General features: G+C 71.0%; 13 protein-coding genes and 1 pseudogene. 7 read left to right on the top strand and 7 right to left on the bottom strand.

Annotation, left to right across the window (positions count from 1 at the left end):
• Window positions 1–42 precede the first annotated feature (42 nt).
• Window positions 43–1,467, bottom strand: a complete 1,425-nt coding sequence (gene glnA, locus QE381_RS03640) for a type I glutamate--ammonia ligase (protein ID WP_307215591.1) — start codon at window positions 1,465–1,467, stop codon at window positions 43–45.
• A gap of 135 nt (window positions 1,468–1,602) precedes the next feature.
• On the opposite strand from glnA, the gene QE381_RS03635 reads away from it, so the two are divergent.
• Window positions 1,603–2,004, top strand: coding sequence for an RDD family protein (locus QE381_RS03635; protein ID WP_307215590.1), 402 nt, complete (start codon window positions 1,603–1,605; stop codon window positions 2,002–2,004).
• A 6-nt stretch (window positions 2,005–2,010) separates the two neighbouring features.
• Here the strand turns inward: QE381_RS03635 and QE381_RS03630 are convergent, their stop codons facing one another.
• Window positions 2,011–2,718, bottom strand: coding sequence for a DUF4191 family protein (locus tag QE381_RS03630; RefSeq protein ID WP_307215588.1), 708 nt, complete (start codon window positions 2,716–2,718; stop codon window positions 2,011–2,013).
• A 121-nt stretch (window positions 2,719–2,839) separates the two neighbouring features.
• On the opposite strand from QE381_RS03630, the gene QE381_RS03625 reads away from it, so the two are divergent.
• Window positions 2,840–4,009, top strand: coding sequence for a hypothetical protein (locus tag QE381_RS03625; protein ID WP_307215586.1), 1,170 nt, complete (start codon window positions 2,840–2,842; stop codon window positions 4,007–4,009).
• A gap of 8 nt (window positions 4,010–4,017) precedes the next feature.
• Here the strand turns inward: QE381_RS03625 and sucB are convergent.
• From sucB to QE381_RS03610, 3 genes and pseudogenes are all read right to left on the bottom strand, one after another.
• A pseudogene (sucB, locus tag QE381_RS03620) lies at window positions 4,018–5,686 on the bottom strand (2-oxoglutarate dehydrogenase, E2 component, dihydrolipoamide succinyltransferase).
• Window positions 5,687–5,741: 55 nt separating this feature from the next.
• Window positions 5,742–7,103 (bottom strand): dihydrolipoyl dehydrogenase, encoded by a 1,362-nt coding sequence (lpdA, locus tag QE381_RS03615; RefSeq protein ID WP_307215584.1) that lies wholly within the window; start codon window positions 7,101–7,103, stop codon window positions 5,742–5,744.
• Window position 7,104: 1 nt separating this feature from the next.
• Window positions 7,105–8,568 (bottom strand): leucyl aminopeptidase, encoded by a 1,464-nt coding sequence (locus QE381_RS03610; RefSeq protein WP_307215583.1) that lies wholly within the window; start codon window positions 8,566–8,568, stop codon window positions 7,105–7,107.
• A 66-nt stretch (window positions 8,569–8,634) separates the two neighbouring features.
• Between QE381_RS03610 and QE381_RS03605 the strand changes: the two genes are divergently transcribed.
• The 3 genes from QE381_RS03605 (at window position 8,635) to QE381_RS03595 (ending at window position 11,785) form a co-directional block, all read left to right on the top strand.
• Window positions 8,635–9,558, top strand: coding sequence for a proteasome assembly chaperone family protein (locus tag QE381_RS03605; RefSeq protein WP_307215582.1), 924 nt, complete (start codon window positions 8,635–8,637; stop codon window positions 9,556–9,558).
• Between the two features lie 209 nt (window positions 9,559–9,767).
• Window positions 9,768–11,084 (top strand): RNA polymerase sigma factor, encoded by a 1,317-nt coding sequence (locus QE381_RS03600; protein WP_307215580.1) that lies wholly within the window; start codon window positions 9,768–9,770, stop codon window positions 11,082–11,084.
• A complete protein-coding gene (locus tag QE381_RS03595; RefSeq protein WP_307215579.1) occupies window positions 11,081–11,785 on the top strand; it encodes a coenzyme F420-0:L-glutamate ligase in 705 nt (234 codons plus the stop codon). The genes QE381_RS03600 and QE381_RS03595 overlap by 4 nt, the downstream gene beginning before the upstream one ends.
• A 57-nt stretch (window positions 11,786–11,842) precedes the next feature.
• On the opposite strand, the gene QE381_RS03590 is transcribed toward QE381_RS03595, so the two are convergent.
• Window positions 11,843–12,064, bottom strand: a complete 222-nt coding sequence (locus QE381_RS03590) for a hypothetical protein (RefSeq protein ID WP_307215577.1) — start codon at window positions 12,062–12,064, stop codon at window positions 11,843–11,845.
• Window positions 12,065–12,233: 169 nt separating this feature from the next.
• Between QE381_RS03590 and QE381_RS03585 the strand changes: the two genes are divergently transcribed.
• Window positions 12,234–14,312 (top strand): type IIA DNA topoisomerase subunit B, encoded by a 2,079-nt coding sequence (locus tag QE381_RS03585; protein WP_373426907.1) that lies wholly within the window; start codon window positions 12,234–12,236, stop codon window positions 14,310–14,312.
• A gap of 105 nt (window positions 14,313–14,417) precedes the next feature.
• Here QE381_RS03585 and QE381_RS03580 read toward each other — a convergent pair whose 3' ends face one another.
• A complete protein-coding gene (locus QE381_RS03580; RefSeq protein ID WP_307215575.1) occupies window positions 14,418–16,871 on the bottom strand; it encodes a DNA topoisomerase (ATP-hydrolyzing) subunit A in 2,454 nt (817 codons plus the stop codon).
• 58 nt (window positions 16,872–16,929) lie between these two features.
• Here QE381_RS03580 and QE381_RS03575 point away from each other — a divergent pair, with 58 nt between their 5' ends.
• Window positions 16,930–18,057, top strand: coding sequence for an alkaline phosphatase family protein (locus QE381_RS03575; protein ID WP_307215573.1), 1,128 nt, complete (start codon window positions 16,930–16,932; stop codon window positions 18,055–18,057).
• Window positions 18,058–18,061 lie beyond the last annotated feature (4 nt).

Genomic DNA, 18,061 nt, shown 5'->3' with positions numbered 1-18,061 from the left:
CCCGCCGGCATGATGCCGACGGGCTCTTCTCGTTCGCTGCGCTCAGACGCCGAAGTACAGCTCGTACTCGAACGGGTGAGGACGGGCGTTGATCGGCTGGATCTCGTTCTCGATCTTGTACTCGATCCAGGTCTCGATCAGCTCGGGCGTGAACACGTTGCCGCGGGTGAGGAACTCGTGGTCCGCACGGAGCGCCTCGAGCGAGTCGAGGAGCGAGTTCGGCACCTGCGGGATGTTCTTGGCCTCCTCGGGCGGCAGCTCGTAGAGGTCCTTGTCGACCGGCTCGTGCGGCTCGATGCGGTTGATGATGCCGTCGATGCCGGCCATCAGCTGCGCCGCGAAGGCGAGGTACGGGTTGCCCGACGAGTCGGGAGCGCGGAACTCGAGGCGCTTGGCCTTCGGGTTCGAGCCGGTGATCGGGATGCGGATGGCCGCCGAGCGGTTGCCGGCCGAGTAGACGAGGTTGACGGGGGCCTCGTAGCCCTTCACCAGGCGCTTGTAGGAGTTCAGCGTCGGGTTCGTGAACGCGAGCACGGCCGGGGCGTGGGCGAGCAGACCGCCGATGTACCAGCGCGCCGTGTCGGAGAGCTGAGCGTAGCCCTTCTCGTCGTAGAACAGCGGCTTGCCGTCGAGCCAGAGCGACTGGTGGGTGTGCATGCCCGAGCCGTTGTCGCCGAACAGCGGCTTCGGCATGAAGGTCGCGACCTTGCCCCACTGCTCCGCCACGTTCTTGACGATGTACTTGAACTTCAGGATGTCGTCCGCGGCGTGGACCATCGTGTCGAACTTGTAGTTGATCTCCTGCTGGCCGCCGGTGCCCACCTCGTGGTGCGCGCGCTCGAGCTCGAGGCCCGACTCGATGAGCTTGAGGGAGATGTCATCGCGCAGGTCGGCGGTCTTGTCGACCGGCGAGACGGGGAAGTAGCCGCCCTTGTACGGGGTCTTGTTCGCGAGGTTGCCGCCCTCTTCGACGCGGCCGGTGTTCCACGCGCCCTCTTCGGAGTCGACGAAGTAGAACGACTGGTTCTGCTTCACCTCGTAGCGGACGTCGTCGAAGATGTAGAACTCGGCCTCGGGGGCGAAGAACGCGGTGTCGGCGATGCCGGTCGAGGCGAGGTACTTCTCGGCCTTCTTGGCGACCTGACGCGGGTCCTTGTGGTAGATCTCGCCCGTGCGCGGGTTGTAGATGTCGAAGAGCATGACGAGCGTCTTCGCCTCGCGGAACGGGTCCACGAACGCCGTCGTGACGTCCGGGATCAGCTGCATGTCGGACTCGTGGATGTTGGCGAAGCCCCGGATGGAGGAGCCGTCGAACAGCTGGCCGACGGTGAAGAACTCTTCGTCGACGGTGCTGGCGGGGATGTTGAAGTGCTGCTGCACACCAGGGAGGTCCGTGAAACGGATGTCGAGGAACTTGACGTCCTCGTCCTTGATGAACGCAAGCACCTCTGATGAATCACTGAACATGGAGGCTCTCCAGAGATAGGGCATTCGGGATGTCCGCCCGCGGGGCGGCCTGGGGGAGACGCTATCGGGAAGGCGTTGCCCGGCGGTGTCTCTTATGTTTCCGGCATGTTACACGGCGCGGTTTAGGGTGGAGGCATGCCCGAGGCGCCGGTCGAGAACAGCTACCCCGGCGAACGCCTCGGCCTCCCCGAGACGGGTCCCGGCAGCGTGGGCCGCGTCGGCCGCCGCATCGCCGGCCTGGTGATCGACTGGGCATGTGCGACGGTGATCTCGATCGCGTTCTTCTCGTGGGACAGCATCGCCACGACGGTGGTGTTCGCCGTGGTCCAGATCGTCTTCCTGCCCCTGCTGGGCGGAAGCCCGGGACACCGCCTGGTCGGTCTCCGGCTCGTCCGGCTCGACGGCGCCTGGGTCGGCCTCTGGCGCCCGGTCGTGCGGACCATCCTGCTCGCCCTGGTGATCCCGGCGGTCATCTGGGACCCCGATCAGCGAGGCCTGCACGACAAGGCCGCCGGAACCGTCCTCCTCCGCGGCTGACGCGGGTCAGCGGGGTCGCGGAGCGCGGACCTTGGTCGGGTCGACCCCCTTGGGGATGGGCAGCGACGACAGCGACTGCGACACCGAGTCGATCCTCTTGACGACGGCCGCCATGGTCGTGCGGTCGACCTTCTTGGGCAGCCCCTTGATCGCCTTCGCCAGCTGCGCGATGGGAACCTCGTCCTCGCCGTGTCCGACGTAGATCACGGTGACCGGGACGCCTGAGGCGACACGCTGCACCTTGGCGCGCTCGTCGGCCACGAGCCGCGTGAGCCGGCCTCGCGCCCCTTCGCCGACCACGACGACCCCGCCGCGCCCGATCGCGCGGTAGACGGCCTCCTGCGTGCGCGGGTTCACGCCGACCGGCATCTCGCTGGCCTGCCAGCTCCGGCCGAGCGAGGTCGAGAGCACGTGTCCGGCGGCTCCCGGCATGCCGTCGATCTTCTTGTACATCGCCGTCGTCGACAGGCGGGTCATCGTCACCATGGCGCCGAGCGCGCCGAACAGCAGGCCCGTCACGCCCCAGAGGACGATGGTCCACACGGCGGCGCCCGGCAGCAGGAAGCCGACCAGCACGCCGAGCCCGATGCCGACGACGAGGATGCCGGCGAGAAGCCACGGCAGCCACGGGTACGCCTCACGGGTGAAGCGGAAGAGGGTCTTGATCTGCGAGAAGAAGCCAGGACGCTTCTCGGGTGCGGAACTGCGGGCCATGGGTTCCAGCCTACCGGCGCGGCCGCATCCTCTCCTCCCCAGGGGTGCCGGGCGGCCCGGTCCTCCACGGATGCCGCCCACGGCGGTCGGCATGTCACGCCCTCGGAGGGATCCTGCTGCCATGACCGAGACAACGGATCCGCTCACGGCGGGGACGCCGGAGATCCTCCGCCGCGTCGGGCCGCCCGCGGCGCCCTGGCCGGCCGGCCTCGTCCGGACGGCTGCCGGGCCGGCGCTGCTGGTCGAGCTCGACGAGCTCTCGGACGCGGCGTTCGGTCCGCCCGCGGAGCACGTCGCCCGCCCGAGCGAGATCTTCCGCACGGTCGAGGGCCATCTCGCTCTCCTCCCCGCGCTGTCGCGCCCACTGGCGCCGGCCCCGCGGAGTGCGGGAGCGGCCGTGACGCTCGCGGTGAGCATCGTCCGCGGGCTCGGCGAGGCGGGCGGTCATGCGTGCGGGCAGTGGTGGCTCGCGGAGGGCGGAGCCCCGGTGTTCGTGCCGGTGCGCGACGGGGAAGACGCCGCATCCGCCGCCGTCGAGCTCCTCCGCGCCCTCGCGGGGCCGGGAGCGTCCGATGTGTTCGCGGAGCTCGCGGAGGAGTTGGCGCGGCCCGAAGAGCTCGATGCCGTCGCGACCGCGCAGTGGGAGGAACGGCTCTTCCGCACGGCGACGCCCGCGCCGATCACCGCGGCGTCGGCCGACCAGGACGCCATGCGCAGACGTCGGCGCACCGAGCCCGCACCGGGACTCGCGGTCCCGGTGTTGCGGGCGCTCGACGGTCCGCTCGCGTCGGCGGTGTCGGACGCCGCGACGTCGCTGCGCCGCACGGCCGCCCGTCTGCGCGGTCGCCGCGCGCCCGTCGTCATCGCCGCCGGAGCGATCGCTCTCGTCGTGATCGCCGTGGGCCTCGGCTGGCCGGAGCCCGGCGACCCGCCGAGCGCGGCCGTGCCCACGGATGGGACGTACTCGGCGCCTCCGTCGGCCACCACGGCGACCGGGGACACGGGTGGGCTGCCGGAGCCGGTGGACGCCGCGCGTGAGCTCAGCGAGCGACTGAGCTCATGCGGCGACGCCCGCTGCCGGGCGGAGGTGCTCGAAGATCCCGCCACCGTCGTCCCCGAGGACGGCGCGGCGACGGCGCCTCAGGCGACGCTGACGCTCGTGGACGATCTCGGCGGCATCGCGGTCGTCCGCGCCGAGGCCGAGGGCCGTCCGTCGCAGCTGATCGTCATGGTGGCGCGAAACGACTCATGGCTGGTCCGTGACGTCTACGACGCCGCGGACCAGCCATGAGGAGGGGCTCAGATGCCGAGCGACCCCGCGAAGTCGGCCGCCTCGAGACGCGCCTTGACGGCGCCGAGGAACCGGGCGGCGTCCGCACCGTCGACGATCCGGTGATCGTACGAGAGCGCGAGGTACACGTAGGAGCGCACCGCGATCGCATCGACGCCGTCGACGGACACGACACCCGGCTCCTTGACCACGGCACCCGTTCCCAGGATCGCGGACTGCGGCAGGAACACGACGGGGGTGTCGAACAGCGCGCCGCGGGAGCCCGTGTTCGTCACGGTGAAGGTGCCGCCGGCGAGCTCGTCGGGCTTCAGCTTGTTGTCGCGCGTGCGGGCGGCGAGGTCCGCGATCTCGGTCGAGATCTGGGCGAGCGACTTGGAGCCGGCGTCACGCAGCACGGGGGTGAGCAGTCCGCGCTCCGTGTCGACGGCGATCGAGACGTTCTCGGTGGGCGGGTAGACGATGTCCGTGCCGTCGACCGTCGCGTTGATCACGGGGTAGGCCTGCAGAGCCTCGGATGCGGCGAGCACGAAGAACGGCAGGAAGGAGAGCTTGCCGCCCGTCTTCGCGACGAAGTCGGGCTGCACCTTCGCGCGGTACGCCGCCACCTTGGTGACGTCGACCTTGACGACCGTCGTCAGCTGGGCGGTCGCCTGCATCGAGGCGACGGCACGCTCGGCGAGAACCTTCCGCAGGCGCGACATCGGCTGGGTCGTGCCACGCAGCGGCGAGACCTCGAGCGCCGGAGCGGCTGCGGGCGCAGCCGGCGTCGCAGCGGCAGGAGCGGCGGATGCCGCCTCGGCGGCCTTGAGCACGTCCTCCTTGCGGATGCGGCCTCCCACGCCCGAGCCGGTCACGGTCGCGAGGTCGACGCCCTGCTGCTGAGCCAGGCGGCGCACGAGCGGGGTCACATAGGTGGGGCCGTCGTCCTCGGCCGCGGCGGGAGCCGCGGGTGCCGTGGCGGGAGCGGGTGCCGGTGCGGCGGGTGCCGGTGCGGCGGCCTCGGCCTCGGCGACCTCGACGGGCTTCTCGGTCGAGGGCGCCTCGGGCGCGGCGACCGCGGCGGGCGCAGCCCCGTCCCCGATGCGCGCGAGCGGCGCGCCCACGGCGACCGTCTCGTCCTCCTGGACGAGGATCTGCTGCAGGACGCCGGCGACCGGCGACGGGATCTCGGTGTCGACCTTGTCGGTGGAGATCTCCAGCAGCGGCTCGTCCACCGCGACGTCGTCGCCGACCTGCTTGAGCCACCGGGTCACGGTGCCCTCGGTCACGCTCTCGCCGAGCTCAGGCAGGACGACCTCACGGCCCTCGCCCGCCGCGGCCGAGGGCGCGGGCTGTTCGGCGGCGGGCTCCGGAGCGGCCGGCGCCTCCGCGGCGGGGGCGGGTGGTCTGCGCCGCCGGCGCCGCGGCAGCGGGCGCCTCGGGGGCGGAGGCGGCGCCCGAGCCGTCACCGATCTTCGCGAGGATCGCGCCGACCTCGACCGTCTCGTCCTCCTGGACCAGGATCTCCTCGATCACACCGCTGACCGGGGAGGGGATCTCGGTGTCGACCTTGTCGGTCGAGATCTCGAGCAGGCCCTCATCGACCTCGACGGTATCGCCGACGTTCTTCAGCCAGCGGGTGACCGTTCCCTCGGTCACGCTCTCTCCGAGAGCGGGGAGGACCACGGAAGTGCTCATGGCATCTACTCCTTCTGAATGCGGTGTACGACTTAGCTTAGTGATGTGCGCCGCGTCACAGCGCGTGAAGCGGCTTGCCCGCCAGAGCGAGCATGGCCTCGCCGAGAGCCTCGCTCTGCGTGGGGTGCGCATGCACGAACGGCGCGACGTCTTCCGGGTGGGCATCCCATCCGACGATCAGCTGTGCTTCGCTGATCAACTCGCCGACACGGTCGCCGATCAGGTGCACGCCGACGACCGGCCCGTCGACGCGCCGGACGACCCGCACCGAGCCGGACGTCCCGAGGATCTCGCTGCGCGCATTGCCGGCGAGGTTGTAGTCGGCGACCGCGATCGCCGCGGCGCCGTATCGCTCCTCCGCCTGCGCGCGGGTGAGCCCGACGGCGGCGAGCTCGGGGTGCGAGTACGTGATGCGGGGGATCGTGTGGTCCGGGACCGGGATGGGGGAGAGCCCGGCGATCTGCTCGGCCACGAAGATGCCGTGCTGGAAGCCGCGGTGCGCCAGCTGCGGACCCGCCACGAGATCGCCGACGGCCCACACGTGCGGCACCGAGGTGCGCAGGCGATCGTCGACGACGACGAAGCCGCGGTCCAGTGCGATGCCCGCCTCATCCCAGCCGTCGGACGCCGGCACCCGCCCGATCGCCACGAGCACGCGGTCCGCGACGAGGTCGGAGCCGTCCTCGAGCGTGACCGTCACATCGTCCGCGGACGGGGCGACGGAGGTCACGCGCACGCCCGTGCGGAAGCCGATGCCCCGTTTGCGGAAGGCGCGCTCGAGGCCCTTGCGCAGTGACTCGTCTTCGTTCGGGACGAGGCTCGGCAGCGCCTCGACGATGGTCACCTCCGCCCCGAGCGAGCGCCAGAGGCTCGCGAACTCCACGCCGATCACCCCGCCGCCGAGCACGATCACGCGGTCCGGGATCTCGGCGAGCTCGAGCGCCGTGTCGCTCGAGAGCACGCGATCGCCGAACTCGACGCCCGGCAGGGGGCGGGTGCGGGCGCCCAGAGCGAGCACGACGTCCTTCGCCTCGATCACGTCGGTGCCGACGACGACGCGGCCGGGCCCGTCGAGGCGCCCTTCGCCGTGGACGACGGTGATCCCGCGCGCGGCGACGAGGCCCGTCAGCCCCTTGTGCTTGGCCTCGACGATCCGGCGCCGGAAGGCGTGCATCGCGTCCGGATCGATCCCGCCGAGCCCCGCCTGCACGCCCACGGCCGCGGCACCCGCGACGACGTCCGCCACGTCGGCGACGTGCAGCAGCGCCTTGGTCGGCACGCAGCCGCGATGCAGGCACGTGCCTCCCAGTCGATCCCGCTCGACGACGACGACGGAGCGGCCGAGCTCGGAGGCGCGGAGCGCCGCGGCGTAGCCGGCGCTGCCGCCGCCGATGACGACGACATCCGCGGTCGCCACGTCAGGCCTGTCCCCGCACGAGCTCGATGAGCGAGCGCACGGTCGCGCCCGTGGGGCCCTTGTCGGTGAACCCGTACGGTGCGCCCTTGTTCATGCCGACGCCGGCGATGTCGAGGTGGACCCACGGGATGCGCGGCGAGTCGTCGCCGCCCGTGCGCCCGACGAAGCGGCGCAGGAACAGGCCCGCGAACAGCGATCCGCCCGCGGGGTCGCCGATCTTCGCGTTCTGCAGGTCGGCGATGGGGGAGTCGAGCTCGTCCTCCATGTGCGCCGGGAGAGGCAGGCGCCAGGCCGGCTCGCCCGCCTTGGCGGCGGCGTCGAGGTAGGCGGCGGTCGCCTCATCGTCTCCCATGACGCCCGTGTGGCGTGTGCCCAGCGCGACCGTGATGGCGCCCGTCAGCGTCGCGATGTCGACGATCAGGTCGGGGTTGTCGCGGCTCGCGGCGACGAGGCCGTCCGCCAGCACGAGGCGACCCTCGGCATCCGTGTTCAACACCTCCACCGTCGTGCCGTCGAGCATGCGCAGCACGTCGCCCGGACGCGTCGCGCGGCCCGAGGGCATGTTGTCGGCCACGCACAGGTAGGCGCTCGTGGCGACGGGCAGCCCCAGCTGGGCCACCGCACGCAGCACCGCGAGCGCCACCGCGGCGCCGCACATGTCGTACTTCATCCCGACCATCGAGGCGGCAGGCTTCAGCGAGAGGCCCCCGGTGTCGAACGTGATGCCCTTGCCGACCAGCGCGACGTGGCGCGTCGCCCCCTCGGGCTTGTAGTCGAGCCGAACGAAGCGGGGCGGACGATCCGAGCCCTGACCGACGCCCAGGATGCCGCCGAAGCCCTGCTCCGCGAGCTCGGTCTCGTCGAGGATCGTGACCGTGACGGGCAGATCGTCGACCTCCGCCGCGGCGCGTGCGGCCAGGTCGGCGGGGCTGAGCCACTCGGCCGGGACCGACACCAGGTCCTTCACGAGCGCGACGGCGGCGGCGACGGCGGTCGCATCCGCGACGTCGGACGCGGTGGCGGCGGCGTCCAGCAGCACGACCTCGGCGGCGCGCTCGGCCGCCGGAGCGCTCTTGTAGCCGGCGAAGCGATAGCCGCCGAGAGCAGCGCCCTCCAGGAGGGCGGCGGCCGAGCCCGCACCCGCGGCAGGCGCGCTGACGGCGATGCGCGAGAAGCCGGTGAGCTGGCGGATGCCGGCGCCCGCCGCGAGGCGGAGGGCCGCCGCATCCGGGTCGCCGCCGGTGCCGACGACGGCCAGCGGACCGTCGAAGACCGCGGGGAGGTCGACACGGGCGAATGCGCCCGGGGCACCCGAGAACCCGATGCGCCGGAGAGTCTCGGCGATCGGACCACGGTCCTCGGTGTCGAAGAACGGGTCGGACGGAGGCGGCACGACGAGCAATGCGGCGTCGGCGACCGCCTCGCGCAGGTCGGAATCGGACACGGACAGCGCGGGATACGGCATCCCCCCATCCTAGGCAGCGCGCGGCGGGCGGAGCCCGTCGCGCCGGGTGCTCGTAGCATGGGATGCATGCCCTTCGACCTCCCGGTGTTCGAACCCGCGGATTCCGCGCCCGAGATCCCGGCAGCGCTGCCGCTGGTCGTGCTGCTCACCGGATTCACCGACGCCGGCGGCGCCGTCGCGCAGACGGTCGAGTACCTGCGTGACGGACTGGAGCACCAGCTCGTCCGCCGGTACCACAACGACGTGCTCCTCGACTACCGCGCACGTCGGCCCATCGTGTCCTTCGACCAGGACCACCTGACCGACTACCGGCCGCCGCGGCTGGAGCTGTCGCTCGCCCGCGACACCCTCGGCCACCCCTTCCTGCTTCTGGCTGGCTACGAGCCCGACTTCGCCTGGGACGCGTTCGTGCGAAGCGTGCGCGCGTTCGTCGAGGCCGCCGGCGTCCTCTCGGTCACGTGGGTCCACGCGATCGGGATGCCGGTGCCGCACACGCGTCCGATCGGCGCGACCGTGTCGGGCACCCGCGCCGCGCTCACCGAGGCCCACTCGGTGTGGAAGCCGCACACCCAGGTGCCGGCCACAGCCGGGCACCTCCTCGAGTACCGGCTCGCCGAGGACGGCGTGTCCGTCGCCGGCTTCGTGCTGCTGATCCCGCACTATCTCGGCGACACCGAGTATCCGGCCGCCGCGATCGCGGCGCTCGACAGCATCACCGCCGCGACGGGTCTCGTGTTCGACGTCGACGGTCTGCGCGATGACAACGAGGAGTTCCTGGGCAAGGTCGCCGAGCAGATCGCCGCGAGCGAGGAGCTCGGCCGGATGCTGCAGGGACTCGAGGAGCGCTACGACGCCTACATGGCCGGTGCCACGCACGCCAGCCCGCTGCTGCACGAGGCCGATCTGCCGAGCGCGGACGAGCTCGCCGCGGAGCTTGAGCGCTTCCTCGCGAACCGCCCGGGCGGTGACGAGCACGGCCCGCTCGCCTGACGACGAGCGCGGCGGTATGGCCCCGGGGAATGCCCGGTCGGGCCCGGACGTTGTCCTGTGAGCGAGGCGAAAGATCGCCCGTGCCGTGTGTGCGACAATAGAGGACCGACCCGTTGTCACTCCGCCGCGACCTTCGCGGCGGGCTTGACAAGGGTCTTACTAGTGTCCGAGATCGACCGCGGCAACCCCACCCCGGTGAAAGGCGAAACGTGACTCCGAGCACGAAGACCGAAAACCGCTCGCGCACCGCGACCGAGGCCGACTCGGCCGAGGAGACGGTGGCCCCGAAGAAGGCGCCCGCCAAGCGCGCCGCCCGCACCAAGGCGGCTCCGGCGAAGAAGGCCAAGAACGCAGCAGAAGAGGAGGAGTTCGACGACGACGTCGAGCTCGATGACACGGATGTCGACGACGCGGCGGATGCCGCGGACGACGACACCGAGGACGCCGCGAAGTCGAGCGACGCGAGCAAGACCGCGGCCGACGACGAGGACGACGACGACGAGAGCGCGACCAAGAAGCCGGCGTTCACCGATCCGCTGCCCAGCGGCGCGATCGTCATCTCGTCGAGCGACGAGGACGACGTCCCGGTCTACTCCACTCAGATCACGGGTGCGACCGCCGACCCGGTCAAGGACTATCTGAAGCAGATCGGCAAGGTCCCGCTGCTGAACGCGGCCGAAGAGGTCGAGCTCGCGATGCGGATCGAGGCGGGCCTGTTCGCCGAGGAGAAGCTGTCGAAGATGTCGGCGGCCGAGAAGTCGAACCAGCTCGGGCTCGACCTGCAGTGGGTCGCTCGCGACGGTCAGCGCGCCAAGAGCCACCTGCTCGGGGCCAACCTCCGCCTCGTGGTCTCGCTGGCCAAGCGCTACACGGGCCGCGGGATGCAGTTCCTCGACCTCATCCAGGAGGGCAACCTCGGCCTCATCCGCGCCGTCGAGAAGTTCGACTACACCAAGGGCTTCAAGTTCTCGACGTACGCGACGTGGTGGATCCGTCAGGCGATCACACGCGCCATGGCCGACCAGGCGCGCACCATCCGCATCCCCGTGCACATGGTCGAGGTCATCAACAAGCTGGCCCGCGTGCAGCGCCAGATGCTCCAGGACCTGGGCCGCGAGCCCACGCCGGAGGAGCTCAGCCGCGAGCTGGACATGACCCCCGAGAAGGTCATCGAGGTGCAGAAGTACGGCCGCGAGCCGATCTCGCTGCACACCCCGCTCGGCGAGGACGGCGACAGCGAGTTCGGCGATCTCATCGAGGACACCGAGGCCGTGGTCCCGGCGGACGCGGTCGGCTTCACGATGCTGCAGCGCCAGCTCGAGTCGCTGCTCGACTCGCTCAGCGAGCGGGAGGCCGGGGTGATCCGGATGCGGTTCGGCCTCGGTGACGGTCAGCCCAAGACGCTCGACCAGATCGGCGACACGTTCGGCGTCACGCGCGAGCGGATCCGTCAGATCGAGTCGAAGACGATGGCCAAGCTGCGCCACCCCTCGCGGTCGCAGTCTCTGCGGGACTACCTCGAGTGAGCTCCGACGCGATTCCGAACGAGGGCAAGGCGCTCACCGTCCAGTACGAGGGCGTCACGTATCAGCGGATCCCGCTGCGCACGCGCGTCGTCATGCCGGGCGATGAGCTCGACCCCTTCGTCCTCGAGTACGCCGGCTCGGTCGTCGCGCCGGGCGACATCCTGTTCGTGACCGAGAAGATCGTCGCCATCACGCAGGGCCGGTCGTTCCCGGTCAGCTCGATCCGCCCGAGAAGGCTCGCGCACTTCCTGTCCCGTTTCGTCGTCCGGACCCCGCACGGCATCGGGCTCGGAATGCCGGAGACCATGGAGATGGCGTTGCGCGAGTGCGGCACGCCCCGCATCCTGCTCGCCGCAGCCGTGTCGGCCGTGACGAAGCTCTTCGGACGCAAAGGCGACTTCTACCGCGTCGCCGGAGACAAGGCGCGGGCGATCGACGGTCCCACGAGCGGGACGATCCCGCCCTACAACGAGGCGGTCGTGCTGGGTCCTCAGCGGCCGCGTGAGGTCGCCCGGCACCTGCAGGAGCTCCTTCCCGCGGGCGTCCAGGTCGCCATCGTCGACATCAACGACCTGGGCGGCAACATCCTCGGGTCGACGATGGACCGTGCCGCCGAGCGCCGGCTGGTCGGCATCCTGCGCGACAACCCGCTCGGCCAGGGACACGAGTCCACGCCGCTCGGCATCGTCCGCACCGTCTGACGCCAACCGAAGAAGGCCGCACGATTGCTCGTGCGGCCTTCTCGCGTCGTGTGCGCCTCAGGGGGCGTCGATGAGACGCGACGTCTCGTCGTGCCAGCTCGTGGCGACGGCGCGAAGCTTCTCCTCGTACTTGCGTCCGTGGTGAGCGCAGAACAGCAGTTCGCTGCCGTTCACCTCCGCGGCGATGTACGCCTGCGCGCCGCAGGAGTCGCACCGGTCCGCGGCGGTCAGACGGTGTTCGAGGACGGCCTGATCGTCGGGTGCCGAAGTCATGTTCATGTCGGGGCCTCCTTCGAGATGCACGAGGTGCGTGGTGTCACGACATACAACCACGGCCAGGTTTCGAGAATGCCGCGAGGAGGTCACATTTCGCTGTGCGCGTAGCGCGACCCCTGCGCCCCGTGTCTGTGCAGGGTCGGGCGGGGCGCCGCAGATACGCTTGACGATTGTGACCGCCGAGTATTCCGCCCATCATCTGCAGGTTCTGGAGGGGCTCGAGGCGGTCCGGAAGCGGCCGGGCATGTACATCGGCTCGACCGATTCCCGCGGCCTGATGCACTGTCTGTGGGAGATCATCGACAACAGCGTCGACGAGGCGCTGGCCGGACACGGCTCGCGCATCGACGTGGTGCTGCACCGCGACGGCAGCGTCGAGGTCCGAGACCGTGCCCGCGGCATCCCCGTCGACATCGAGCCGCGGACCGGGCTGTCCGGCGTCGAGGTCGTGTTCACCAAGCTCCATGCCGGCGGCAAGTTCGGCGGCGGCTCCTACGCCGCCTCCGGCGGACTCCACGGCGTGGGCGCCTCGGTCGTGAACGCGCTCTCCGAGCGCCTCGACGTCGAGGTCGACCGCGGCGGCAAGACCTGGGCCATGTCGTTCCGTCACGGCGAGCCGGGACTGTTCGCCGATGCGGGGGAGCCACGTCCGGACGCGCCGTTCACCCCGTTCCGGGACCGCAGCGAGCTGCGGGTCGTCGGAAAGGCGGCGAAGGGATCGACGGGCACCCGCATCCGCTACTGGGCGGACCGCCAGATCTTCACGAAGGATGCCGCCTTCACGTCCGACGAGCTCGTGCAGCGGGTACGGCAGACCGCGTTCCTCGTCCCCGGGCTGCAGATCGTGGTCCGGGACGACCGCGGCGACGAGCCCGTCGAGTCCGAGTACCGCTTCGACGGAGGCATCTCCGAGTTCGCCGAGTTCCTCGCGCCCGATGCGGCCGTCACCGACATCTGGCGGCTCACCGGCTCCGGCACGTTCACCGAGACGGTCCCCGTGCTCCAGGCATCCGGCGCGATGGTCCCGACGGAGGTGCAGCGCGAGTGCCAGGTCGACATCGCGCTGCGCTGGGGGACCGGCTACGACACGACGACCCGCTCGTTCGTCAACATCATCGCGACGCCCAAGGGCGGCACGCACCAGCAGGGGTTCGAGCAGGGGCTCATGAAGGTCCTGCGCACGCAGGTCGAGCAGAACGCCCGTCGGCTCAAGGTCGGCAACGACAAGCTCGAGAAGGACGACATCCTCGCCGGTCTCACGGCGGTGCTGACCGTGCGGCTGCCGGAGCCGCAGTTCGAGGGACAGACGAAGGAGGTCCTGGGCACGCCCGCCGTGCGACAGATCGTCGCGTCCGTCGTCGGGAGCGAGCTCGCCGCGAAGTTCGCGTCGCCCAAGCGGGACGACAAGGCCCAGACCGGACAGCTGCTCGAGAAGGTCGTCTCGGAGATGAAGGCGCGCATCTCGGCGCGCACGCACAAGGAGACCCAGCGGCGCAAGAATGCGCTCGAGTCGTCGTCGCTCCCCGCGAAGCTCGTCGATTGCCGCTCGAACGACGTGGCTGACTCGGAGCTGTTCATCGTCGAGGGGGACTCGGCTCTCGGAACGGCCAAGCTCGCCCGCAACAGCGAGTACCAGGCGCTGCTGCCGATCCGCGGCAAGATCCTCAACGTGCAGAAGGCCTCGATCAGCGACATGCTGTCCAACGCCGAGTGCGCCTCGATCATCCAGGTCGTCGGTGCGGGCTCGGGGCGCTCGTTCGATCTCGATGCCGCCCGCTACGGCAAGATCATCCTCATGAGCGACGCGGACGTCGACGGCGCGCACATCCGCACGCTCCTGCTGACCCTCTTCTTCCGGTACATGCGCCCCCTCATCGACGCGGGGCGGGTGTATGCCGCGGTGCCGCCGTTGCACCGTGTGGTGGTCATCAACCCCGGTTCCAAGCCCAACGAGACGATCTACACCTACAGCGAGCAGGAGCTGCATCAGCTGCTGAGCCGGCTGTCCAAGTCCGGCAAGAAGTGGCAGGAGCCGGTCCAGCGGTACAAGGGTCTCGGCGAGATGGACGCCGAACAGCTCGCCGTCACGACGATGGATCGTGCGGGCCGTACGCTGCGCCGCGTGCAGATGACGGACGCGGAGGCGGCCGCGTCCGTGTTCGAGCTGCTGATGGGCAACGAGGTCGCCCCCCGGCGCGATTTCATCGTCACCTCGAGCGACCGCCTGGCGCGCGAGCGCATCGACGCCTGACCCCCGCCTGACCGCGAGACCAGTCCGCGACGCTGAGACCGGCGGGTTTCTCGCCGGTCTCGGCGCGCGGGACTGGTCTCGCGGGTAGTGGGGCCGGGGTGGGGGTCAGGCGATCGCGGTGCCGACGGCGCCGATCACGGCGTCGAGAGGCTGGCCGGATGCGTCGCGCTTGGCTCCAGCCGGCGGCAGGGTGCGAGCGGCGCCGTCCGCGCCGACTGCGCGCGGCTCTGCGCCGACCCACGCGAGCGTGAGCAGGTCCTCGCCCTTCAGGAACCGTTGCGCACGGACGCCGCCGGTCGCACGGCCCTTCGGCGGGAACTCCGCGAACGCGGACACCTTTCCGCTGCCGGTGTCGGCGCCGACGAGTGCCTGGGAGGACCCGGCGATCGTGACGACGACCGGGTCGGTCTCGGCATCCACCGCGCCGAAGAAGACCACCGTGGCTCCGGCGGCGAGCTTGATCCCCGCCATGCCCGCGGCGGTTCGACCCTGCGGGCGCACCGCCGTCGCGTCGAAACGCAGGAGCTGCGCATCGTTGGCGACGAAGACCAGCTCCGTGCCGTCGGGGGCGGGGGCGGCCCCGACGACGCGGTCTCCGGGCTTGAGCGAGATGAGCTCGGCGTCGGACTTGTTGGCGATCTCGGCGGCCGACACCCGCTTGACGACGCCCTGCGCCGTGCCGAGCGCGATCGGCGGTTCCGCCGCGAGCGGCACCAGAGCGACCACGTGCTCGTTGCCCGACAGGCCGAGGTACTGGTCGGCTCGCGTGCCCGCCGCGGGCTGCACGGCGTTGGCGGGGACCGCCGGCAGGTCCGCCGGGGTGAGTCGTACGATGCGGCCGGCCGTCGTGATCGCGCCGAGCTCGCCGCGCACGGTCGTGTCGACCGAGGAGCGGATCGCATCGTGCTTGGAGCGGCGTGCCGGGGGGACGACCCCGCCGGCCGCCTCGTCGGGCCGCAGCACGGTGCGCACCATGCGTCCGGTCGCGGTGAGGTACACACGACAGGGATCGTCGGCGAGCTGCAGGTCGGCCGCGGCGGGACCCCGGGACGACCGCGAGGCGACCGGCCCGCCATCCAGCAGCAGGGTGCGGCGCGGAGTGCCGTATGCCTCGGCGGCGGCGTCCAGCTCGCGGGCGACCTGCGCGCGCAGCAGGACGTCGCTGGCGAGCAGCTCCTCGAGGGCGGCGATCTCTGCCTGCAGCGCGTCGCGCTCGGCCTCCAGCTCGATCCGGGAGAACTTCGTGAGCCGGCGCAGCCGGAGCTCCAGGATGTACTCGGACTGCTGCTCGGACAGGTCGAAGACGTCCATCAGCCGTCCACGCGCCTGCTCGGCGTCATCGGAGGTGCGGATGACCTGGATGACCTCGTCGATGTCGAGGATCGCGATGAGCAGTCCCTCGACGAGGTGGAGCCGCTCTCGGCGGCGTCCCAGGCGATAGCGGCTTCGTCGTGTCACGACCTCGATGCGGTGATCGAGGTACACCTGCAGCAGGTCGCGCAGCCCGAGCGTCCGCGGTTGACCGCCGACCAGCGCCACGTTGTTGATGCCGAACGAGTCCTCGAGCGGGGTGAGCCGGTACAGCTGCTCCAGCACGGCCTGCGGGTCGAACCCGGTCTTGATCCCGATGACCAGCCGAAGGCCGTTGCGGCGATCGGTCAGGTCCGTGACGTCGGAGATGCCCGTCAGCTTCTTGGCCGTGACCGCGTCCTTGATCTTCTCGATCACGCGTTCCGGCCCGACCAGATACGGCAGCTCGGTGACCACGATGCCGGTCTTACGCGGCGCGAGCTGCTCGATCGAGGTCTTCGCCCGCGTACGGAACGAGCCGCGCCCGGTCGCATAGGCGTCCTTGATGCCGTCCAGGCTCACGATGATCCCGCCCGAGGGCAGATCGGGCCCGGGCACGAACTCCATGAGCTCCTCGAGCGTCGCCTCGGGGTGCTCAAGGAGGTGGGTGGCGGCCGCCACGACCTCGATCAGGTTGTGCGGCGCCATGTTCGTGGCCATGCCGACCGCGATACCGGTCGTGCCGTTGACGAGGAGGTTGGGGAAGGCGGCCGGCAGCACCTCAGGCTGCAGGAACTGGCCGTCGTAGTTCGGGATGAAGTCGACGACGTCCTCGTCGAGGTTCTCCGTGAGCGCGAGCGCGGGCGGGGCGAGGCGCGCCTCGGTGTAGCGGGGGGCGGCGGGGCCGTCGTCGAGCGAGCCGAAGTTGCCGTGCCCGTCCACGAGCGGAACCCGGAGCGAGAACGGCTGCGCGAGCCGCACGAGCGCGTCGTAGATCGGGGCGTCGCCGTGCGGGTGGAGCTTTCCCATCACCTCGCCGACGACGCGCGCGCTCTTCACATGGCCACGGTCCGGGCGCAGACCCATGTCGGCCATCTGGTAGAGGATGCGCCGCTGCACGGGCTTCAGCCCGTCGCGGGCGTCGGGAAGCGCCCGCGAGTAGATCACCGAGTACGCGTACTCCAGGAACGAGCCCTGCATCTCCGTGGACAGGTCGATGTCCTCGATGCGACCTTCGGGCACGGGGGAGTCGGAACGCGGGGGTGTCATGGGCAAGCAGTACCTCGGGTCGGTGGTGGCGAGTCGGCCCTGTGCCAGACTTGCCCCGATGTCACTCAGCCTACCGGCGCGCTCCGTCACGGCCCCGCGCCTCACCGACGTCGTCCCGATCGTGCAGGCCGCGATCGACGGGAAGGACGGGCTGTTCCCGCGCGTGAGCAGTGCGATCGTGTTCGTGGTCGATGGACTCGGTGCGCGCAATCTCGCCGCTCGGCGCGCGCATGCCCGCTTCCTGGGGGCCGCGATGGGCCGCCGCGACACGGCGTCCACGGTCTTCCCCAGCACGACGGCGGCGGCGCTCACCTCGCTGTGGACCGGTGTCTGGCCGGGCGAGCACGGCGTCGTCGGCTATCGGGCGCGGGTGCCCGAGACGGGGGATGTCGAGAACCAGCTGACGGGCTGGGACACCGGCGGCCTCGACCCGCTCACCTGGCAGCGCGCCGCGCCGATCCTGCAGACGGCGGCGGACGAGGGCCGGCCCGTGTTCGTGGTGTCCAAGCCCGAGTACCGCGACAGCGGCTTCACGCGGGCGACCCTGCGGGGCGCGGAGATCCATGGGGTGGCGTCGCTCGCCGAGCGCGCAGAGCTCGCCGCTCATCTGGCGCGCGCCCACGCAGGAGCGCTCGTCTACCTCTACGCGCCGGAACTGGATGTCGTCGGCCACCGCGTCGGCGCCGAGTCCGAGCGGTGGGCGAACGCGCTGGAGGAGCTCGACGCGGTCGCGCGCCGTCTCCACGAGCGCGTCGGCAAGGACGTCGGCGTGGTCCTCACGGCGGATCACGGCATGGTCGATGTCCCGTCCGAACGCCAGGTGCTGTTCGGGGCGGGACCCCTCACCGATGCCGTGAGCGCCGTCGGCGGCGAGCCGCGGATGCTGCACCTGTATGCGCAGCCGGGCGCGGCGTCCGAGGTCCACGCCGCGTGGCTCGGCGAGCAGCATCGCTCGTGGGTGCTGACCCGTGACGAGGCCGTGGCCGCCGGCCTGTTCGGCCCGGTCGTCGCCCCCGAGGTGCGCGACCGGATCGGCGATGTGCTGGTCGCCGCGCGGGCACGCATCGCGTACTACGACGATCGCGTGGCCGACACGGCGCCGCGCAGGATGGTCGGGCAGCACGGATCGCTCACCGACGAGGAGACGACCGTGCCGCTCATCCGCTTGGGCGGCTTCGCGCGCTGAACCG

The organism is Microbacterium sp. SORGH_AS_0888 (assembly GCF_030818905.1).
In the GTDB taxonomy this organism is placed as follows: Bacteria; Actinomycetota; Actinomycetes; order Actinomycetales; family Microbacteriaceae; genus Microbacterium.
This window is presented reverse-complemented; position numbering and strand designations above follow the sequence as displayed.